At 69.7% G+C, this 20,989-nt stretch carries 14 protein-coding genes and 1 pseudogene; 11 read left to right on the top strand and 4 right to left on the bottom strand.

The window, feature by feature from the left end:
• The first annotated feature begins 133 nt into the window (after nt 1-133).
• Complete coding sequence (locus tag ACFY1E_RS47425; RefSeq protein WP_389088726.1) at nt 134-526, top strand: nuclear transport factor 2 family protein; 393 nt, start codon at nt 134-136, stop codon at nt 524-526.
• Nucleotides 527-605: 79 nt separating this feature from the next.
• Here ACFY1E_RS47425 and ACFY1E_RS47420 read toward each other — a convergent pair whose 3' ends face one another.
• Nucleotides 606-878 (bottom strand): hypothetical protein, encoded by a 273-nt coding sequence (locus ACFY1E_RS47420; RefSeq protein WP_389088724.1) that lies wholly within the window; start codon nt 876-878, stop codon nt 606-608.
• A gap of 591 nt (nt 879-1,469) precedes the next feature.
• Between ACFY1E_RS47420 and ACFY1E_RS47415 the strand changes: the two genes are divergently transcribed.
• Nucleotides 1,470-3,881 carry an Orn/Lys/Arg decarboxylase N-terminal domain-containing protein gene (locus ACFY1E_RS47415; protein ID WP_389088722.1) on the top strand — a complete coding sequence of 804 codons (2,412 nt, stop codon included), beginning with the start codon at nt 1,470-1,472 and terminating at the stop codon, nt 3,879-3,881.
• A gap of 118 nt (nt 3,882-3,999) precedes the next feature.
• A pseudogene (locus tag ACFY1E_RS47410) lies at nt 4,000-4,344 on the top strand (P-loop ATPase); the annotation flags it as partial.
• A 25-nt stretch (nt 4,345-4,369) separates the two neighbouring features.
• Here ACFY1E_RS47410 and ACFY1E_RS47405 read toward each other — a convergent pair.
• Nucleotides 4,370-4,651 (bottom strand): hypothetical protein, encoded by a 282-nt coding sequence (locus ACFY1E_RS47405; RefSeq protein WP_389088719.1) that lies wholly within the window; start codon nt 4,649-4,651, stop codon nt 4,370-4,372.
• A gap of 513 nt (nt 4,652-5,164) precedes the next feature.
• A complete protein-coding gene (locus tag ACFY1E_RS47400) occupies nt 5,165-6,568 on the bottom strand; it encodes a sporulation protein (RefSeq protein ID WP_389088716.1) in 1,404 nt (467 codons plus the stop codon).
• A 280-nt stretch (nt 6,569-6,848) separates the two neighbouring features.
• Here ACFY1E_RS47400 and rfbB point away from each other — a divergent pair, with 280 nt between their 5' ends.
• From rfbB to ACFY1E_RS47380, 4 genes are read left to right on the top strand one after another with little or no spacing between them, the layout of a single operon-like run.
• Nucleotides 6,849-7,868 (top strand): dTDP-glucose 4,6-dehydratase, encoded by a 1,020-nt coding sequence (gene rfbB / locus ACFY1E_RS47395; protein ID WP_389088713.1) that lies wholly within the window; start codon nt 6,849-6,851, stop codon nt 7,866-7,868.
• A 5-nt stretch (nt 7,869-7,873) separates the two neighbouring features.
• Entirely contained in the window at nt 7,874-8,998 is a 1,125-nt protein-coding gene (locus tag ACFY1E_RS47390; RefSeq protein WP_389088711.1) for a DegT/DnrJ/EryC1/StrS family aminotransferase, read from the top strand.
• Entirely contained in the window at nt 8,995-10,002 is a 1,008-nt protein-coding gene (locus tag ACFY1E_RS47385) for an ATP-grasp domain-containing protein (protein ID WP_389088709.1), read from the top strand. Before ACFY1E_RS47390 ends, ACFY1E_RS47385 begins: the two co-directional genes overlap by 4 nt.
• Nucleotides 9,999-10,490, top strand: a complete 492-nt coding sequence (locus ACFY1E_RS47380) for a low molecular weight phosphotyrosine protein phosphatase (protein ID WP_389088707.1) — start codon at nt 9,999-10,001, stop codon at nt 10,488-10,490. Before ACFY1E_RS47385 ends, ACFY1E_RS47380 begins: the two co-directional genes overlap by 4 nt.
• Here ACFY1E_RS47380 and ACFY1E_RS47375 read toward each other — a convergent pair.
• On the bottom strand, nt 10,456-11,670 hold the full coding sequence (locus tag ACFY1E_RS47375) for a glycosyltransferase (protein WP_389088704.1): 1,215 nt from the start codon (nt 11,668-11,670) through the stop codon (nt 10,456-10,458). The two genes, ACFY1E_RS47380 and ACFY1E_RS47375, sit on opposite strands and share 35 nt — an antisense overlap.
• A 1,195-nt stretch (nt 11,671-12,865) precedes the next feature.
• Here ACFY1E_RS47375 and ACFY1E_RS47370 point away from each other — a divergent pair.
• The 4 genes from ACFY1E_RS47370 to ACFY1E_RS47355 all read left to right on the top strand — a co-directional run bounded on the left by ACFY1E_RS47370 (nt 12,866) and on the right by ACFY1E_RS47355 (nt 20,560).
• The gene (locus ACFY1E_RS47370; protein WP_389088701.1) at nt 12,866-13,474 is read left to right on the top strand and encodes a hypothetical protein; all 609 of its coding nucleotides are present in this window, start codon (nt 12,866-12,868) and stop codon (nt 13,472-13,474) included.
• A 136-nt stretch (nt 13,475-13,610) separates the two neighbouring features.
• The gene (locus tag ACFY1E_RS47365) at nt 13,611-13,991 is read left to right on the top strand and encodes a toxin Doc (protein WP_389088699.1); all 381 of its coding nucleotides are present in this window, start codon (nt 13,611-13,613) and stop codon (nt 13,989-13,991) included.
• 299 nt (nt 13,992-14,290) lie between these two features.
• A complete protein-coding gene (locus tag ACFY1E_RS47360) occupies nt 14,291-17,776 on the top strand; it encodes a hypothetical protein (protein ID WP_389088696.1) in 3,486 nt (1,161 codons plus the stop codon).
• A 12-nt stretch (nt 17,777-17,788) separates the two neighbouring features.
• A complete protein-coding gene (locus tag ACFY1E_RS47355; protein WP_389088694.1) occupies nt 17,789-20,560 on the top strand; it encodes a hypothetical protein in 2,772 nt (923 codons plus the stop codon).
• Nucleotides 20,561-20,989 lie beyond the last annotated feature (429 nt).

Below are 20,989 nucleotides of genomic sequence, written 5' to 3'. Positions count from 1 at the left end.
AGGAGCACCTGACAGCCGTCTTCGCCCGGTTCGGCGTCCGCAGCCGACGAGAGCTCATCGCCGCGCTCCTCTCCTCGCACCGGCCGAGCCAGGAGTGCCCAGTCGCAGGGGGGAAGCGATCAAAGGAACCACCATGACGAACTCGAATGCTGAACTGATCGGACGGGGGTACCGTGCCTTCGCCGAAGGCGACATCCCCGCTGTCCTTGAGCTCTTCGACCCCGACATCACGTGGCACGTCCCCGGGCACAGCCCGCTGTCCGGCGACTACCACGGCCCCGACGGCGTCTTGAAGTTCTTCGGCCTGTGCATGGACCTTTCCGGCGGGACCCTCAAGGTCCCGGCCGACGAGATCCTCGCCGATGGGGAGCGGGTCGTGGTCCTCAGTGAGGTGTCGGCCGAGCGGCACGGCAAGTCCTGGTCCTCCCCGGAGGTCCACGTCTGGCGCGTCGTCGCCGGCAAGGCCGTGGAGTTTCGCGAGTTCCAGGGCGACGAGAAGGCTGAGGACGCCTTCTGGTCTTCGTGAACCTCCAGCCGGCCCCGGGCGCGGCCCTTCCAGCCTTGTGCGGGTGATCTCGTCCGCACCGACGGTGCCGGGGGCGTGGTCAGGAGGTCACGACGTTGAACGCGGGATAGATCTTCGGCTGAACGTCCGGGGCGCCGATCTCCTTGAGCATCGGCATGAGGACCTCCCCGAACTTTTGGAAGGCGTCCTCCGACTCCCAGACGTCCACCACCACCCAGCCGTTCGGCGTGGGGCCGGCGGCGTGTGAGATGAGGCCCGGGACGGGCCAGTCGGACGCCTTCTTGACGCCCCCGCGCCCGCCGGTGATGTGGTTGGTGCCCTGCTCGTACATGGCCTGCGTCATGCCAGGCATGTCGAATACGGTGATGATCGCCACAGCGGACTCCCGTGCGTGAGTGTGAAATCGGACGAGCACCAGCCGAGCATCCCCCGGGGCCCGTCGCGCGCTGGTCTAGGGCGGATGAGTGAGGCCGACCCGGGAGGCGATCGAGTGGCCAGGCGACTGATCCATCGTGTCAGCCATGGTCGCTCCCGGAAGGCTTCACCGTTGGTGGCTCCACGACCACAGCCCGGAGTTGCGGCGGCTGCGCTGCTGGGCGCTGGCGGACCAATCTTGATCACGGCCGTCGACACCGCCCCGAGGTGACGCTTCGGCGCCATGGCCAGGGCCAATCGATGGCCGGGCCGAACGGTCGGGCCCGGTCGCAGCGCACGGGCAGGCCCGGGCCCTCTCATCGGCCGTGACCAAGTGGACTCGGCGTGTCCCTGCGATGGCCCGTGGGCCGGCAAAAAAGGCCTCTCTAGGCGTGTTGCGTAAGTCAACGTCGGGACGGCGGTTTCCGTCATAGCGGTGGTTTGCCGTCCTGGCCGCCGTTCTGCCCGATGGGCCGCCAGGACACTGACCGGGGCGGCAGGGGCGCCGCTGTGGAGGGCGGGAGAGGGCATGGCTGACAGCAGGATCCTGGTCGCGGTACCGGAACACCCTCGGGGCGAGGGCGCCGGGCCCCAGCAGTTCCGGAAGATCCGGGACGCGATCGAGGCGGTCGGCTTCGAAGTCCGGTGGGCGGTAACGGTGGAGGACGCGGACGCAGTACTGCGCACCGAGGCTGGTCTCGCGGCGGCGCTGGTGGCCTGGGACCTTCCCAGGGCAGCCGGTGACGGGCCCGGCGCCGCGCTCGCCGCGCCGGGAGGCACACTCGCCTGGCCTAGCAGCACCCTCGACGGGACCCCGGGCGGCAGCGCTGTGCTGCGCCGGATCGGCCGCCGATTCCGGGACCTGCCGGTCTTCTTGGTCATGGCCGACGAGGGCCTGGGGGACCTGCCGCTGTGGGTGTCCGAGTCGGTTGTGGGCTACGTCTGGCCGCTGGAGGACACCCCGGGCTTCATCGCGGGCCGCATCACCACCGCCGCCCACGCCTACCGGGAATCCGTGCTGCCGCCGTTCTTCCGGGCACTGCGCCGCTTCGACGACGCCCACGAATATTCCTGGCACACCCCGGCCCACTCCGGCGGTGTCGCCTTCCTCAAGTCGCCGGCGGGACGCGCCTTCCACGACTACTTCGGGGAGCGACTGCTGCGCAGCGACCTGTCGATCTCGGTCGAGGAACTGGGCTCGCTGTTCGAGCACACCGGCCCGATCGGCGAGGCGGAGCGCAACGCGGCCCGTGTGTTCGGCTCCGAACTCACCTACTTCGTGCTGCACGGCGACTCGACGTGCAATCGCCTGGTAGGCCATTTCAGCGTCATCCGCGACGAGATCGCGCTGGTGGACCGCAACTGCCACAAGTCCGTGCTGCACGGCCTGGTCGTCTCGGGTGCCCGGCCGGTCTACCTGGTCCCCACCCGTAACGGCTACGGCCTGGCGGGACCGCTGCCCCCGGCCGAGATCGCCGCGGACGCGGTGGCGGCCCGGATCGCCGCGCATCCGCTCACCGAGGGCGCGGTGTCCCCGCACCCGCAGTACGCGGTGTTCACCAACTCCACCTATGACGGCCTCAGTTACGACGCCGTAGCCACCGCTCGCGCGTTCGCCGCCAGTACGCCCCGGGTGCACTTCGACGAGGCGTGGTTCGCGTACGCCCGTTTCCACCCGCTCTATGCCAGCCGTTACGGCATGTCGGTGGACGAGGATGCCTTCCCCGGCCCGGACCGCCCGACCGTGTTCGCTACCCAGTCCACGCACAAGCTGCTGGCGGCACTGTCGCAGAGCGCGATGGTGCACATGCGATCCGCACCGCGGGCACCGGTGGACCATGACCGGTTCAACGAGGCGCTGATGATGCACGGCACCACCTCGCCCCTCTACCCGATGATCGCCTCGCTCGACGTGGCAACAGCGATGATGGACGGCCCGCAGGGCGAGTGGCTGATCGACGAGGCGGTCACCGAGGCGATCCGTTTCCGTCAGGAGATGGTGCGCCTGCGACGGCGGATCGAGAGTGCCGGGGACCGGCCATCGTGGTTCTTCGGGGTGTGGCAGCCGGACACGGTCACCGACCCGGCGACCGGCGAACGGCTGCCGTTCGAGGAAGCCCCTCCGGAGCTGCTGCGCACCGACCAGTCCTGCTGGCTGCTGGAGCCCGGCGCCGACTGGCACGGTTTCCCCGGACTGACCGAGGGCTACTGCATGTTGGACCCCGTCAAGGTCACGCTGACCTGTCCGGGGATCAGCGCCACCGGCGAGATGGCCGAGGAGGGCATCCCGGCCCGGGTGCTCACCGCCTATCTGGCAACCCGGAAGATTTTGGTGGAGAAGACCGACAGTTACACCACGCTGATCCTGTTCTCCATGGGCATCACCAAGGGCAAGTGGGGCACCCTGCTGGACGCCCTGACGGATTTCAAGGCCCTCTACGACGCCGACGCCCCCCTGCAGCGGGTCCTGCCGGAGTCTGTCGCCGCGCATCCCCGCCGGTACGCGGGCCTGACCCTGCGCGGGCTGTGCCAGGAGATGCACGAGCAACTGCGCTCGGTGCGCCTGGTGGAGCTTCTGGACATGGCCTTCCAGCAGCTCCCGCAGCCCGTGGCGCCACCTCAGCACTGTTACCAGCGGCTGGTGCGGGGCGACACCGAGCGGGTCCGGATCTCGGAGGCGGCGGGCCGGGTGGCGGCCGCCATGGTGACGGTCACCCCGCCTGGCATCCCGGTCCTGATGCCGGGCGAGTCCATCGGCGCACCCGACGGCCCGCTGCTGCGCTATCTCACCGCCCTGGAGTCCTTCGACCGCCGCTTCCCCGGCTTCCGCAGCGAGACCCACGGCGTGACCAACGACGAGGACACGGGCGACTACCTGATCGAGTGCCTGATCCAGGGCGCGGGGCAGATGCCGGGGCACTCGCCCGGGCGTGTCGGTTAGGCACTGATCTTCGGGATCGACCGCTTCATGTCCAAGGCCCGTGCCCTGACCAGCGCGGTCGGCAACGGAGTCGCCACGCTGGCCGTGGCCAAATGGGAGGGACAAACACTTCCGCGACCCCCACGTCAGCCCCGAACTGCGCTACATGACAGCCCACGACGCCCCGGTACGGGCCGCGGTCATGAACACCCCCGGCATTAAGCAGCTGCTCGCCGCCACGGTCGCCGCCGTCGACGGCTTCCTCGCCGGACCGTCCAGCACCAGCCTCACGATCGCCGCCGGATGCGCCGGCGGCCGCCACCGCGCCGCCACCTTCGCCCTCGCCCTCCAATCCGGTCTCACCGGCGACGCCGCAGGCGCGGCCGAGTTGGGCGTCGCGGATCTCGCCCAGCGCTACTCCGACCGGAGCCTCACGGTGGATCTCGTCCACCGCGACCTTGCCAAATCCGTCGTCGACCGCTGACCTGCCCACCAGAGGGCTGCGTTGGCTAGTGATCAGGCCGACGTGGAGCCTCAGCTGCCACAGTGCTGTTGAGTGACTTGAGAGCGGCTCGAATCAACAGAACCAGAACGACGCCGCCGATGAAGATGGCCGCAATGCCCACGTTCGTGGACTGGAACTTCTGCCCAAAAAGCGTGAACTGCGTGTCACCCGTTGCGCCGAGTGCGACGAGGACGACGCCGGCGATCACGATTCCGGCTGGGACAACGTACGCCCCGACGATCAGAATCACATACAGGCTGCGAGACGCCTTGATCAGATCGGCCACGCGGTCCCCCGATCCATATTGGTGGTAGCCCAATTCTTCCCGATCAGGGGCTGCTACGGAGGGCGCTGTCGCGTCAGCGGCTACACAAGTACGCCCGGCCTACGGTCAACATATGAGTGACATCGCCCTTTTGATCGACCGGCGCAGTTCCACCCTGAACGAGTTCAGCTGACGGCGCGGAGTCGCTCGAGGAGTTCGTCGACGCCGGCGACGTGTGCGTACGGAGCCAATACTGGCTCGAGGTCGCGGACCATCGTCACGCACCGCGGGGCGTTGAGCCGGGTTGCCAGGCCGAAGGCGCGCGTCGCCGTCTGCGCTGCGATATCCGCGTCGCCGGCACGGAGATGTGTCTCTTTCCTGCCGGCCGGATGCGGCGACGCTGGCGTCATGGCGACCGCATCCGATCACCTCCGCTGCCCATTTCACCGAGCATGCTGCAGCCCTGATCACCATCTGGACGGCGATCACCTTGATGACGAGCTGGAGCTCAGAAAGAGGCTCTGACAAAGGCGATCAGGCGACGGCACCGGTCCTGCCGAAGGCGATGGCCTTGCGTGCGAGGTGGGAGAGATGGGCGACGCGGGGATCACGGTGCCAGGGCGCCATGTCGCGTACGACGCCGGCGAGGTAGTCGGTGGCGCGGGTGGAGCGCACCTGGCTGAGGATCGTGACAGCGCGCTGGCCGTGGGCGAGGGCCTGCTCTAGGTCGCGGTCTTGGAGGTGGGCGGTGGCCAGGACGGTCATCCGCAGGCCGACGGAACGGGTGAAGGCACTCTCGGGCATGGGCTCCGCTCGGTTGTTCCAACGCAGGGCGGCGGCGGGCAGTCCCAGGTCCCGGTGGATCTCCACGGCGTCGGCTGCCATCCGTGCCGGCGTGTAGTAGCTGATCCATGTGGGCTCATCACCGGGTTCGGCGTCGGCCCGCTCCAGGAGGCGCTCGGAGGAGACGAGCGCGCCGGCGGCGGACCGTGCGTCGCCGAGACGGGCGTGCGCGCGGGCCTCGATGAGTTTGGCGAAGGCCAGGACGCGGGGAGCTGCCCGGTGGCGAGCGCGATCGTAGGCGCCCTGCGCCATGTCCACAGCCTCGTCGGGATATCCGCGCAAGGTGCTCTGCAGGGCCATGTTGGTGAGGACGTGGCAGCCCACGGAAAGGCTTCCCCCGGCACGCGCCATCCGCAGAGCCTGGATGAAATGCCTCTGAGCGAGGGAGTGATGGCCCATGTCGAGGGCACTCCAACCTGCGACTCGCGCCAGTTCGGCGGTGCCTGCGTACAGTTCCTTGCCCACGGCATCGGGGTAGTCGCCGCGCAAGAGCGGGATCGCGCGCTCGTTGAGGAACGTGGTCACGCTGGAAGCCCTGCCCGTGCCGCCGCCGTACTTCGAGTCCGAGCGCTGCGCTTCGGCGGCGGCCGCCCACAGGGCATCAAGGTCCTGGCGACCCACGCGGTAGCGCCCAAGGTGAGCTGCATCCGGGTCTGCCGGCACCGCAAGCCACCGGGTGACCGGTGTGCTGTAGACGCCGACGGCGAAGGGTGCGGTAAGGAAAGTACGGCGGTGCATGGTGCTCCAGAATCGCGTGGCGGTACGGACGGCCTCGTGAGCGTCCCGGGGGAAATCCAAACCGACCTGCTGGGGAGACTCGCGTATTGCGGGCATGCCGATCTCGGCCGGGTCGACCGGCCGTCCTAAGCTCTCTGCCAGCGCCTGGGCGATGAACGCGGGGACCGGCGAGCGCGGGATCATGCCGCGACGGGTCCAGTTCGTGACACTCGTATGGGTGTAGGAGAAGACCAGCCCGGCCTGTTCGGCCAGGACGTTGACGCGGCGGGCCAGCGCGTGATGGCTCATCCCGGACGCCTCGATCAGCTGGGCCAACTCCTCGTTCGCGGTCCTGGCCGGATGGACGCTGACTCCCATGACGGACGCCTCCTCGGGAACAGTCCCTGCCGTATGTGCCGTCCCGCAGGGCGGGTTGGCCTTTTGAGCGTAGGAGGCGCCCGCCTGCGGCCGGGCTTTTTCCCCGTTGTGAGCCCCCTTCGTGAGCCTGTGCGAACGCAGGCGGCGGAGTTTCCTTCAGTCATCGCCATCACGTTCGGAGCGGCACGGCCGGCGGCCGCCGGCGCGGCGGATGTTCGCGCACCGGTGGGTTCGGCAGTGCCCCGGCTCCTGATCTGACCCCGTGGAAGGGAACCTGCCCATGAATACTGTGCTCGTGACCGGTGGCGCCGGATTCATCGGCTCCCACTATGTGAAGGAGCTCCTGCAAGCTGACGACGTCGCCCGGGTCACCGTGCTGGACGCCCTCACCTACGCGGACCACGTCGAGAACCTCGGCGAGGCCTTCCTGGACCCGCGGTTGACGTTCGTCGAGGGGAGCATTCTGGATGCCGCGCTCGTCGACCGGCTCATGGACGGACACACCCACGTGGTGCACTTCGCGGCCGAATCCCACGTCGACCGCTCCCTGGTCGGCGAACCGCTGTTCGTCGAGACCAACGTGCTGGGCACCCAGATCCTGGTGAACGCCGCCTCCCGGCACCAGGTCGAACGGTTCGTGCACGTTTCCACCGACGAGGTCTACGGGCCGCTGCTGGAGGGGATGGCCACCGAGGATGCCCCGCTGCTGCCCACCGTGCCGTATGCGGCCTCCAAGGCTGCCAGCGACCTGATAGCGCTGAGCGCCCACCGCACCTACGGGCTGCCGGTGTGCGTGACCCGCTCCTCCAACAACTACGGGCCCAACCAGCACCCCGAGAAACTCATCCCGCGGTTCATCACCCGCCTGCTGCGCGGAAAGCCGGTCACCGTGCATGGCCGAGGCGAGCACGTGCGCAACTGGCTGCATGTGAAGGACAACTGCCAGGGCATCAGCGCTGTCATGCGCCATGGACGGCCGGGCGAGATCTACAACATCGCCGGAGGAACGGACCTGACCACCGTGCAGCTGACCGAGCTGCTGCTGAAGGTTTGCGGCGCCGACCAGGACCTGGTGACCTTCGTGCCCGACCGGCGGGCCAACGACCGCCGCTACGCCATGGACTGGTCGAAGATCCGTGCTGAGTGCGGCTACCGGCCGGAGTGCGACCTGATGGAAGAGCTTGCCGTCACCGCCGACTGGTACCGCGGCCACCCGGACCGGTGGGCGCCGCTGTCCGACCGGGCGGTTGTGATCCCGCAGCAGGCCACCACCCCGGTTCTCGCGGGGGTGGCACGATGACCTCGATGGCCCTCCCCGCCGCGGTGCGGGTCAACGCGCGCCCCTACCTGCACGGATCGGAAGCTGACGCCTTCGTCGAGGCGCTCAACCAAGGCCAGTACGGGCACGGACCAATCACCGAGGCGTTCGAGCGGGAGGTCGCCGCCTACCTTCACGTGCCCGATGTGGTGGCGGTCGAGTCTGGCACTGCCGCGCTGCACCTGGCGCTGCTGGCTGCCGGGATCGGCGACGGCGACGAGGTCGTGGTGCCGTCGCTGACGTTCGCCGCGAGCGTCCAAGCGATCGTGGCCGCCGGCGCCCGCCCCCGCTTCGCCGAGATCGACCCGGCCACGCTCTGCCTGAGTGGCAGCAGTGTCCTTGAGGCGCTCACTCCGGACACCCGCGCGGTGATGCCCGTGCTGTACGGCGGCCGGGCCGTCGACCTGGGGGCCGCGGTGCCGGTCCTCGCCGAGCGCGGCATCGTGGTCATCGAGGACGCGGCGCAGGCCTTCGGCTCCTGGCACGGCGACCGCAAGGTCAGCGCGCACGCAGAGCACGGCACGCTGACCTGCTTCTCCTTCGGACCGATCAAAAACCTCACCTGCGGGCAGGGCGGCGGAATCGTCCCCCGGAGCCCAGAGGAGGCGGAACAGGTGCGGCTGCTGCGGATGCTGGGCATCCGTCAGTCGCAGGCCGACCGGATCCGCTCGACGACCTACCGCGTGGACAGCTTCGGCCTGCGCTACCCGATGTCGGCGCTGAATGCGGCCATCGGCCGGGCCCAGCTCGCCCGCTTCGACCAGATCGAGGTCTCGCGGCCGCAGTTGTGGCGCACCTACCGTGACGCGCTCGCGGGGATCGACGGCGTGGTCCTGGTCGACGTCGACATCGAGCGCACTGTGCCGTTCAACTGCGTCGTCCGTGTGCCGCACCGGGATCAGGTCTTCGCGGACCTGCAAGCTCAGGGCATCGGGGTCGGCGTGCACTACCCGCCCAACCACGTCCAGTCCGCGTTCGCGCCGTGGCACCGGCCGCTGCCGGTGACCGAGCAGACGGCTGCGGAGATTTTGAGCCTGCCGTTCCATCCGGACATGACCGAGCGGGACGTGCGTGCGGTCGTGGACCTGCTGCGAGCGGCGGTCACCCGGTGACCGGCCAGCGCATGCAGCCGCGCCGTCTGCTCGTCACGGGCGTGGGCGGCGCCCCCGGCCTCGACCTGGCCCTGGAACTTCTCCGGCGCGGCCACGAGGTCATCGGCGTCGACGCGGACCCGCTCGCGCCCGGCCTGCTGGCACCCGGCATCATCGCGCGCGTCACCGCACGAGCCGACGACCCCCGCTACGGCGTGCATCTGCTCGCGTTGTGCCGCGAGCTGAAGCCGCACGGCATGATCCCCATCGTCGAGCACGAGCTGCCCGCGCTCATCCCACTCCAGGAGGACCTGGCCCGCCTCGGCGTACGAACCTGGCTCCCGGGCCTGGAGACCGCGCGGGCAGCCATCGACAAGGCGCTCTTCCACGAGGTGCTCCACGAGCACGGCATCCCCGTGCCGAAGACGTTCCTGCCCGAGACGCTCCACCAGGCCCCTGACGGGCCGCTGGTGGTCAAGCCGCGCCACGGCCAGGGCGCCAAGGGCATCGTGTTCTGCGACACCCGCCAGCAGGCGCGGATGCTGTGCGACCTCGTCGCCGACCCGATCATCCAGGAGACGGTCACCGGCCGGGAGTTCAGCGCCGACTGCCTCGTAGACCGTTCGGGCCGCCCCTCGGTGGTGCTGCGGGAGCGGCTGATCGTCAAGGGCGGTCTGTCGATGGTCGCCCGCACCTTCCACGACGACGAAGCCGTCCAGCTGGTCAGGGCCACACTCGCCGCGGTCGGCGCAGTCGGGCCCAACGACGTCCAGGGCTTCATCACGGACGCCAGCGGCGGCCGCCCCCGCGTCGTGATCACCGAGATCAACGCCCGGTTCGCGGGCGGCTTCGCGCTCAGCGAGGCTGCCGGTGCCGACCTGGTGCAGCAGACCCTCAACGGCCTGTTCGACCTCCCTGTCGACCACGACCGCCTCGCCGCGAAACCGGACGTCTACCTGAGCAAATACGTCACGGTGCTGGCCCACGGCCCGGCTCCCTGCCACCCCACCGGAGGCACCACGTGAGCGACCTGACCAAACAGAACCCACCCAGCACCACCGCCGCCCGACAGGGCGTGGGACGTCATCCGCGCTGGCGGCGCATCCTGCTGGTCTGCGTCGGCAACCACATCCGCTCGCCGATCGCGGCCGCCGTCCTGGCCGCGCACGGCGGGGACGACGTAGTGGTCCGCTCCGCAGGCCTGCGCTACCGGCACGTGGGCAAGGGCCCCCACAGCAACGCGATCCGGGCCGCCGCCGAGCGCGGCTACGACATCGAGGACCACATCGCAGTCAAGGTCAACTTCCGGCTGCTGGAGTGGGCCGACACCATCGTGGCCATGGACCACACCGTCCTCGACGAACTACAGGCCATCGCCGACGAACACGCCGCGCCGAAGCTGCGCCTGTACCTCGACGGCGAAGACGTCCACGACCCGTGGGAGGACGCCTACCCGGCGTTCCGCAGCTGCGTGGAGGTCATCGAGCGCGGTGCTGCCCGGCACCTGCCCTAGCCCCCTCAGCGGCCTCCAGGATCACGTCCACGAGCCGGTCGGCTGCATCCGGGCGACCGTGCGCACGGGCCCGCTCCGCCATCGCCTGCCGCAGGTGGGCATCGGCCAGGAGCGGGCCCAACGCCTCCCGCATCCGCGCGCCGGTCACCTCGCCCTCCAGCGCGAGGGCCGCCCCCGCCTCCTGCAAATGGCGCGCGTTGTGCGCCTGCTCGTTGCCCGCCGAGGTGGCCAGCGGGATGAAAACTGCCGCCTTGCCCAGCGCGGTCAGCTCGGCGAGCGTGCCCGCCCCGCTGCGCGAGACCACCACGTCCGCGAGCGCCAGGACATCAGGCAGCTCCGCGCCGACGAACCCGCTCACGTAGTAGCGGCCCGCACCCTCCGCCGGAAGCGCCGCGGCCCGCCGGCGCAGGGCCTCAACGTGGTCGGGACCGCACTGATGGATCACGTTCGCCTGCTCCAGCAGCCACGGCAGGACCTCGGCCACGACCAGATTGATCTGCTGGGAGCCCTGGGCGCCCCCGGTGACGTACACCGTCGGCCGACTGCTGTCGAAGCCCCGCAGGCCCAGCGCCTCGATCGCCTTCAGCCCCTGCCCGCACAGCACCTGCGGCCGTACCGGGTTCCCGGTGACGACCCCGATGGAGCGCGCCTCCGCGGGCAGCAGCGCCAACGTCGACTCCGAGGAGACAGCGATCCGCGTCGCCGACCCGGCCAGCTGCCGGTTGGCCAGCCCCAGCCGCACCGTCTGCTCGTGCAGCACCAGCGGCCGCCGGCACAGATGAGCCGCGAGCCCGGCCGGAACAGCCACATAGCCGCCGGTCGCCAGGACCACGTCCGGCCGGAACTCCGCGATCACCTTGCGGGCCTGCACCACCCCCAGCGGCACCCGCGCCATGTCCCGCACGTTGGCGGCCGACAGCATCTTCAGCGGATTCGTCGACCGCCGGACCTTGCCCGTGGCGACCGTGGTGAACGCGATCCCCTCGGCGGGCGCGACCCGGGCCTCCAACCCGTCCTCCGTCCCGATCCACAGGGTGTCCAGCGTCCGGCCGGACACGGCCAGCCGGTCCTGGAGCGTGCGGACAGCGGTCAGAGCGGGGTAGGTGTGCCCCCCGGTCCCGCCGCCCGTCACAACCAACCGGAAGACATCAGGCGCGGCGCCGTGAGCACTGTTCACCAACGAGATCCCATCTGGCCCGGAACGCTGAGGACTGGCCCGTACCGTAGCGGAACGATGACGGGAGTTCGGAGTCTATGGCGTGCCGTCAGCAGGCCAGGGGTGGCTCTGGGCACGACTTTCTCGTGAACAGAGCCACTTCAGCGCTGGCGCCCACATCGTGAACCACCGCCCCTACCGGACTCCTCCCGCGCCCTGGCCCAGTTGGAGCGCGGGCGCGTACCGGCACCCCCGCTGTGCCCGATCTGCGATCACCCCGTCGCCCGGCACGCCCTTGAGGAGGATCAGCCGGTCTGCCTCCGTGGTCGCGGCCTGGTCTCCTGCCGGGACTGCGCTGAGTGCCGGGCGCGCGAGCCGACCGTCGCAGGTCTGACGAGTTCGGGCGCGCCTGGGCAGGTTTGCCAGCGCGGCACGTCCTAATCGGCAGCCGCGTCGTCGAGGCAAGCCGGCCATCGTCCGCGCAGTCGCCACGACGAGACGGTCAAGGTCGGACTCCACGTGCACATCGCCAGCGCGGAACGGGGCCCGCCGCTGGTACGGCGCCACCGCCGCCAAGCCCCTCGCCGACCGACGCGGCTACCGCAAAGCCGGTGGCTGACGAGTTGGTGAGCATTTGGCGGAGGGTATTAGCAAGGAATTTGAGTGCACAGTCGTTCACTGAAATAGTGAACCACTTAATTGCCAACTAAGTCGCCAACTAATTGGCGAGGCGCTAATGTCGTGTCACGTCCAATGCATCTATGGATGCATTAGGGTGGGGTAGATACATCGTGAAAGCGGGGCTGGAGCCGACCGTGGCCAGCCCGCAGCCCCGCTGACGTGCTACCGCCGGGCTAGGTGTGACCTGCGCTGGCCAGCTGCACATACAGCTGGAGTAGCTCCACTACGAAGCACAGGAAGCCCCAGTCCGGCGGTTCCCTCCATTCGGGCATGACTCACCTCCTTCCTTGATCGTGCGGAAGGTAGACGACGCCCAAGGGACCGTCGATGCTGAAGTTACGACGTGTCGGGAAGGCCAACGCGGGCATATTCATTGGCGACTGAAATTCGCCCGATCGCGATCGCGATTTGTCGAATCGTGAAGAAATGCATTCCGCATCTGATCAGTCCGCATCGTGAGGTCACTGGGCGGAACCCGAGGCGTCACGGCTCCGCAACAGGCCAGACCCCGGACACTGGTGATCGCGACTCTGTGGCCGTGCATATCGACATCAACAGCCTCATCGCCACGGGCGGCACGCTCGCCTCTGTCGCACTCGGTGCCGGGCTGACCGCCATCGTCAACTCCCGCGCGGCCGCCCGCACCGAAGCCAAGCAAGACCGGGACACCCTCGGCGCACAGTTCGACGCCATGGTGCTCGCCGTCGCCGGACTCCGCGCAGCGATCGAAGCAGACCACGTCCTATGGAGCGGCTGGAAGGAGCAGGCACGCACGTTCCTCCTGGCGGCGGTGACCGGTCTCGCCCCGGCCGCGTTCGTCAGAGGCTCCGACCGCCGCGAGATCGCCGCCGCCCTCGGCGGCGCAGGCTGGTTCCTCGCCCACGAGCGACACCAGTCGAGGACGGCCTCGGCCGGCATGACACCGAAGCTCGAAGCTGTCGTAGAGGCCGCCGCTCCACTCCAGCGACACCCCAGCCGGGAAGTGGTCGACGCCACCGACAGGCTCGTGACGACCGCCTTCCGGTACCACGAGTCGCGCGACCCTCAGCACCTCGAAGCAGCCGCCGCCGACTTCGGAACCGCAGTGCGCGCCGTGCTTCACCCGGCCCCGCGACAGCGGCTCGCGCGGCGACGCAGAAACCAGTGATCGCACCCGCTGCGGTGGGGCGGCCCCCAGCAGATGCATCGCGAAAATTCGGCCCGGGCTGGCCGAGGCGTTCGACGCGGCCTTCCCGGATGACGCTCCGTCCCGCCGGGACGCGGCGGGCCGGGCGGCCTGACCCTTGGACCTGCACATCGACATCAGGTGGCTCCTGGACCGACAGGAGGAGCTACTCGGCAAGGAACTCGGGGTTCGGGACTACTCGGGGGTGGTAGCCGCCGTGGCCCGGCACCGAGTGAACACGCCGCAGCTGGACATGGGGGAGCCCGACGCCTACTGGCGGGCCGCCGCGCTGCTGGAACAGCTGGTGCTGCTGCGCCCGCTGCCGGCACGCAACGCGTACTTCGCCTACGGCGTCGCGGTGGCGTACATCCGGGCCTCCGGGGAAGAGATCGACGACTCCTTCGAGCTGTGGCGGGACCTGATCACCGACATCCGCGCGCTACGGCTGACCGTCTACGACATCGCCGACCGCCTGCGCTCCTGGAGCGGCAACGGCTGATCCGAGCCCGACCGGCCAGGACAGCCCGATGCTGCGCTCGCGCAGTCCGGCTCCGAGGAACCTCGGCGGAGCGTGAATGCGACACAACCCGGCTGATCTTCTAATAGGGGGAGTGCAGGCCGCTGCTGCCGTTCCGGCAGGGCTGAGTCCGACGGGTCCGGTGCGCGATTCCTCCCCGCCGACTGGTGTATCTGGCGGGCAGCGGAACCGGCGTAATCCGGCCGAACGACCTTGTCGGCTTAAGGTCCGAAGCGGGAAGCTGACCTCCCGCTCGCGACCTGCTCCGTGGGAGGCCCGGCATGTCGGACGACGAACTTCCTGCGTTACGCGCCGCCGAGGCGGACGACCCCGCACTGGCCGCTGCCCTCAGCCGCTCCGAAGCCCTGGCTGCGGAACGGCCCGGCGAGAACGAGCAGGTCTACGAGCTCTTCGACGAGAGTGGCCAGCATTGCAACCCCCTGCTCCCCGTCCAGCGCTCCGTCGACCGCTTCACCTTCGTAGACCTGGTGACGCTGGCCCGGGGGAAACGCCCCGTCACTCTGCCCCTCTACCGCACCTTCGACGCCGATGACCTGCGTGGCATCGGCGAGCCGGTACGCCGCGCCCTCGTCGACGCGGCGCCGTTGCTGGACACCTGGGAGGTCCCGGAGCAGCTGCGCGAGCCGAGGCGGCCGGTCCCGGAGGTCCGCGTGCCGCTGGGGCGGCTGCTGCGGGAAAGGTCCATCCCATACGGCGAGGACCGCCGACCGGTCAAGGTGACGCCCGAGCGGGTTCGTCAACTGCTGCAGACCGGCCGCGCCGACTTCTTCGTCCGTGAGGGTGACGAGGACCGCCATGTGATCGTGATCGCCGACGGTCTGCCTGGCTCCCGTGCGTCCGACGAACTGGTCGTGCCCGTCGCCGACGTGGCCTCGTTCCTTGCGTCGCCAGAACTGCCCGACGGCGGAACCGTGGAGCTGACCGACGACGAGATCGGGCTGCTTAGTGCCGGGCAGCCGGTGGAGCTGACACGGGAGGTGGGCGACCGGGCGGTCCAGGTCCGGCTCGTGCCGGCGACGACCGGACGACGGCGGACCTGGGGCGGCGCCCGGCCCGTGGCGGCGCTCTTCGGCGACCCGCCGGCTGGGAAGGGCACAAGCGGTGAGTTCGACCCCACCGGCGGGAAGGGCGGCGCGAGCGAGTTGCCACTGCCGAGCGGCTACGAGTTCGTACTGTGGTGCCCCTACCGCCAGGTCTGGACGCTACTCGGCTACACCCGCGGAGAGTTGCTCTCCTCCATCCCGCTGGCCCCGCAAGAGGAGACCACGATCGAGATCTTCTCGTGGGACCGGCGGGTCGTGAAGACCGAGACCACCATGGCGGATGAATCAGAGAACACCGCCACGACCCGGCAGACGACCAAGGACTCCACCCAGGTCGTGCGCGAAGCGCAGCGACAACGCCACTGGGACGCCAACGGCGACGGGCACATCAATCTGAACATCAACAAGGTCGTATCGATCGGCGGTTCGGCCGGCGGGACGATCGGCAAGCAACTCGACGACACCGCCCGGCGCACTTCCGACAATCTCGTCGAGGCGGTCGACGAAGCCGTCCAGCGGGTCAAGTCCACCCGGCAGACAGTGGTCACCGAGACCTCGGAGGTCGGATCCGAGACCCGGGTCACCCGCAAGCTCCGCAACCTCAACATGACCCGCACGCTCACTTTCGACTACTTCGAAGTACTGGCGACGTACAAGGTGGAGAGCAGCCTCAGCAAACCGGACATCCGGTTGTGTGTGCTCACGGACGACCTGCTGCCCGGCGACATCAACCGTTACTTCGTCCTGCACCACGAAGGCGCCCTGCGCGGGGCACTGCTCGCGGAACAATACGAGGCCGGGTTCGACGCCGTCCGGCTGCTCGCCACGTTCGAGGCCACCTGTGCGGTGGCGTGCGCGCCCGAGTGCGCGTGCGAGGCGAGCGGCGGCCCCTGCGCGTGCGAACCGGCCGACACCGGCCCGACGCCTGAGGTACCGGCGGATCCGGGCGGGGAGCCCGCGTCCGGCGACACATTCTGCCTGCCGCTTCCTCTCACCCTCGTGCCCGGGCACGGCATCACGGTCTGCCGGAACGCAGCCGGTCAGATCAGCGTCCGCATGTCCGGTCCGCTCTTCAGCGGACCGCTGGCGGGGGAAGGCGACGGCTTCTGCTTCCGATTCCCGATCCCCGTGCCGCTGCCCGTCCCGCCACCCCCGTTCTTCGGCTATGTCGGCGTCTGTCTGCGCACCGATGGCACGTACCGGATCGTGGTCGGCGTCGGCGTGTGGTTCTTCGGCTTCCAGGAGATCTGGAGCAAGCCGGTGTTCGAAGGGGCGCTCACCGCGCCGCCTACACCGGCTCCGGGCAAGACGCCAGCGGACCCAGGTGCTCCGGCCGGAGGCTGCTGCGGCTGCGACGGGGACACGGCGCTGACCCTGGCTCTGGGCGCACTCGCGGATGCCGTCACGCAGCTGGAGGTCGCGACGCTTGAGGCGCTGAGCTTCGCCCCAGCGGACGGTGCCTGGCAGGCATGGACGCAGACCCTGCACACGTACCTCTACCGTCGCCTAGCCCTGGAGACCGCCTGCCCCACATGGTGGGGGCAGCTGCAGGAGTGGGCCCGCCGGTACCGGCCCGACCGACCGCAACTCAGCATGCTCCGCCGCGCGTTGAGGGTGCCCCGCGACCGGATCGTCACTGCGGCCATGCTGCCGCACGCCATGCTCGGCGAGTACACCCGCGTGATCCGCGAAATCGCCCAGGGCCTGGGTTTCCCCCGCTCCGAACTCGTGACCCGCGGCGCTGGCTTCTACGACCAGGGCTTCGAGGCGGCGCTCGCCGACGCGCAAGCGGCGCTGGCAGAGGCCGCGCAGCGATGCGGCCAGTCCGCGGGCGGATCCGGCGACGAGAAGGGATCCGGGAGCGGCTCGGGCGGGGTCGCGGGAGCGCCGCTGGGCAGCGGCAACTGGTCGATTGGGGAGCTGGCCAAGCGCCTGCTCAACCCGATCCTGTGGGCCGTTGAGAAGGCGTACGAGGGCTACACCACCGACGAGGCTCCGCCCGACCTCAGCTTCATCGAGAAGGGCGGCATCGGCGCCGCGCTCACCGCGGCCGCGGTCCGCATCGCCCGCGACGGCCCGCTGCCCACACATGTCCGCGGCTACCCGGTCCAGCGGATTGCGGAGGCCGTAGTGCTGGAACAGCAGCTCCTGGCCCACCTCAGCGCCAACGAGAGCCACTACCGGCAGGCGGTGTGGTCCGCGCTGGACGCGGGCGACCGCTATAACCTGCTCTCCGCACGTGGCGACCGGCTGCTGGAGTTCGTGGAGAACGACATCCTTGGGTTCGTCGGGCGCAAGGCACTGCTTCCGTTCCGACTCGAGGCGGCGCCCGACATCGCCCGGTGGTTCACCAATGAGGTCGTCTTCTCGGACACGTTCGTCCCGGCCAAGCGGCAGCAGATCGAGACAGTGCCGACCAACGGGCTTCACGTGCAGCCGCGTCTGGGGCCCTGTGACACCGGGGAGTCGTTCGTGATGGACCTGCGTGCGGCGGAGGTACGCGCCCGCCGAGCGGATGCCGCGGCAGCGGAGCACCGCGCCGCGCTGGAGGCCCAAGAGGTACGGCGCAGGAAGCTGCGGCTCGATCGGACGCCGCCCGACCTCGGCGATCCCGTGGAACGTCAGGGGCCGGTGCGTCTGGACATCGCCACGCACGACGCCGACGGCGGCGCTGCCGAACCGCCGGCCGAACCCACCCCCTGACTGGTCCCGGCCGTGGAGTCACTCGCCCTGGTCATCGCCGAGCCCGCGGACGCCGGTTCGGCGCAGGCGGCCCGGTTCGTCAGCGACGTCGTGAACAGCACCGTGAGGCACCCAAGCGAGCAATTCGTCTCCTCACCCGTCGCCGGCGTGCTGTCCGCGGTCGCCGAGCCGGTCGTTCCGGTGCTGCAGGTCGAGGGCGTACCGGTCCCGCTCGATCCCGCGGACCGGGAGACGCTCGACCAGATCACCGACTACCTGTACTGCACGCGCGGCTCGGGCCAGCGCTTCTACCTCACCACCCTGATCGACAACCGGCGCGCGTTTCTGAGCCGCTCCTACACTGGCGACACGCCTCCGTCCGAGCCCGGGATCCCTCAGCCCGCACCGCCGCACTCACCCGCGGCCCGGGACGCCGAACTGGCTGCGCTGGACCGGCTGGCGCCCGCTGCGACGGCTGCCTGGGACCGTCTGTACGTCGAGCTCGGGGTGCTTCTCGAGCTCGTCGACGCTTCCGCCCGCCAGGTCATGCAAGAAGAGATCCTCAAGGCCCGGGAGCTGGCGGACTACGCCAAGTACGGGCTGGCCCGCGATAAGGAGAGCGGCCAGGTGACGGTCGCCGACACAGAAACCTTCGGCAGGCTCGCTGCGGGCCTGCGCCGACTCGCCGGGCTTCGCGACGACCTGCGCGCCGCCGAACGGGACGAGACCTACGCGGGGCTTCCGCTGTACGCCGCCATGCTCACCTATCTCTTGCAGGGCTCCGGGCCCATCACCGACGATCCTGCCGTCCAGCAGACCGGTGGGCTGGTCGAACACGCGGCGCGGGCCCGCATCGCCGCGGCGCTCGCGTTCGCCGACGAACTGCGCGCCGTGGCTGCGGAGTTCCCGGTGGCCTGGCGTCTCGAGGACGACCTGACCGCGCAGTCTGCCGACGACGCCGTATTGACGTGGGTGGTGGACGAGCTACAGCGCACGCACGAGGCGCTCGACGAGATCCACCGCGGCGCAGTGCTGCGCGACCCGCCCCGGTTCATCGCGCAGGACCCGTTGGCCGCCGTCCAGGACGACGCCCGCGCCGAGTGGTCCGTCTGGCAGTACGCCCAGGTGGTCAGCCTGGCCCTGGCCCGCTCCCACCACGTGCCCGGATCGTTGGCTTGGTGCGCCGCGATGGAGGTACTCGGGCGGATCGCCGAGATGCGGACTCCGCGGGAGGAGGGCGGCGGATGGCTGTTTGGCGCCGCCCTCCAGCTGCTCCTGCTGATCCCGGTGGTCCGCGAGGCCGTGCTGGTCTTCCAGCTGCTGGTGGCGGCCGCCGTCGCCTACCGGAACATCGCCGAGGCCGCCCATCAGCGCACGGCCCACCTGGTCGCCCTCGACCCGGTCAGCGTCCTGGCCGTACCCGACGTGCCGCTGACCTCGATCGTGCTGACGTCATTGGCACAGGCCGGCATCGCCGCGCTGGCGGCCGCAGGGCCATTGCGCACGGCGGCAGGCGCGGCAGCGAGGTGGGCCTCGCCCCTCCCTACACTTCAGTACTACGCGAACCGCACGCTGTACGCCTGCCGCAAGTTCTGCGTAGGAGCGTGGTTCCTCGCCCGGGCCACCGGCGGCGGCTCGATGCAGATCGCCTACCGGAACCGCGCTGTCATCGCCCTGATCGAGCAGAGCCGGCGGCAGGCGATCCGGGAGATGGGTGAAATCTTCCTGGAGGCGCGTGCCGAGGCCCAGGCCGCCACCGCCGATGTCGGCGCGGCGGCGCCGGCAGCAGGACAGGCGGCCTCCGACGCGGCCGAGCAGGAGGTCGCACGTCTCGTCGCCGCGCTGATGTCGGTGACGGGAACGGCGACGCCGTCCGCAGCTATGCAGACCGCCGTCGTACCACCTGCGCAGGGTGGCGGTGACTCGGCCACCAGGCCGCCCGCATCCGGCACGGTGTCGTCGACGTCTGGGGCAGCGGTCAGCTGCTCGATCCCCGACATCGAGCAGCTCAACCAGAATCCAGCGTTGCTGGACCAGGTCGTTGCCGACGTCATCGCGATGATGGAGGTCGCGGCCGCCGACATCCCCGCCGACATGGTCGAGGACCGTGCCTTCGTCCGCGTCGTGGTCTTGCAAATGCTGAACGCATACCGGACGTACACCTCGACCTACACACTCCGCCGTCAGATGGCCGAGGGCATCTCCTTCGAGGAGGCCCGCACCCTCGATGTCGACGGGATCGTCAACCACATCGCGGGCAAGGTGAACGAGCTACTCGCCATCAAGTACGGGGCGCTCACCTCACGCCTCATGGCCGAAGCCGTGTCCCGCTACGAAGCCGCCCCGGCCGGCGACTGGGAGTACCCCCGGCTCGCGGCGCAGATGGAGATCGACGCCGGGAACGGCTTCCGGCTCGCACAAGATCTCGTGACATACTCCCGCGGCACCGGACCTCGCCAGGGACTGGTGCGAATCTGGGCCTGGGGGCAGATCACCCTCGGCGATCCGACTCACCTACTCACGCAGACGGAGAGCGATTTCAGCCGGTTCGGTACCCCGGGCGCCAAGATCCTCATCGACGGCGTGGTGTACGACGTGGAGATGCAGGTCGTCGGCGGCCCGCCGCTGCCGGGTGCCCTAGCCACGGACACCACGGCAATCGTCGGCTCCGCCACCCGGGCCCCGGATGTCGCCGCCGGGCTGGCCGGCTACGGGGTAGTGACGCAGCGTCTGCCGTGGAATGCACAGGGGCTGCGGACGATCGTGCGCGAGGTGCTCCGGCGCGCCAACAAGCTCGGGCAGTGAGTACGGGTTCACGGACACGGGCCGGTTGAGCAAAACGACGAGGACATAGTTCCCGCCAGCTGATCGCACCGGGGAATGCCGCATGTCACGGAGGACTGCCCGGCCGCTGTGGCACGCGGCCGGCGAGGCAGAGGTCCTGGCCGGGCGGCCACCGACAACAGCAACATCGAGGCACTACTCAACGTGACAAAACGCCTGAGAATAAATCAATATCGTTCACCCGGCCGGAGCTGCCCCGGCCTCTCGCCCGCCCTCCTGTACCGGCCAGGGGGGCCTGCGGCCGTCCGGGGGCGCGGTGTGGATGGCCTGGTCCGCGACGGCGTGCGAGGCCACGGCCTCCCTCAGCTGTTCGACTTCCTGCTCCAGCGCGAAGACGCGGTGGTTCTGATCGTTTGGGTCATCGGGGTCGCTCGATGTCGGGGCCGCAAG

Origin of the sequence: Streptomyces sp. NPDC001604, from assembly GCF_042893475.1 — a bacterium.
Lineage (GTDB): Bacteria > Actinomycetota > Actinomycetes > Streptomycetales > Streptomycetaceae > Streptomyces.
The sequence above is the reverse complement of the archived record's forward strand: the minus strand, read 5'-3'. Positions and strand labels throughout refer to the sequence as shown.

Bases quoted from the DNA above. Each gene is read 5' to 3' on its own strand.
- ACFY1E_RS47425 (WP_389088726.1), top strand. From the start codon at position 134: ATGACGAACTCGAATGCTGAACTGATCGGACGGGGGTACCGTGCCTTC.
- ACFY1E_RS47420 (WP_389088724.1), bottom strand. From the start codon at position 878: ATGCCTGGCATGACGCAGGCCATGTACGAGCAGGGCACCAACCACATC.
- ACFY1E_RS47415 (WP_389088722.1), top strand. From the start codon at position 1,470: ATGGCTGACAGCAGGATCCTGGTCGCGGTACCGGAACACCCTCGGGGC.
- ACFY1E_RS47400 (WP_389088716.1), bottom strand. From the start codon at position 6,568: ATGGGAGTCAGCGTCCATCCGGCCAGGACCGCGAACGAGGAGTTGGCC.
- rfbB (WP_389088713.1), top strand. From the start codon at position 6,849: ATGAATACTGTGCTCGTGACCGGTGGCGCCGGATTCATCGGCTCCCAC.
- ACFY1E_RS47390 (WP_389088711.1), top strand. From the start codon at position 7,874: ATGGCCCTCCCCGCCGCGGTGCGGGTCAACGCGCGCCCCTACCTGCAC.
- ACFY1E_RS47360 (WP_389088696.1), top strand. From the start codon at position 14,291: ATGTCGGACGACGAACTTCCTGCGTTACGCGCCGCCGAGGCGGACGAC.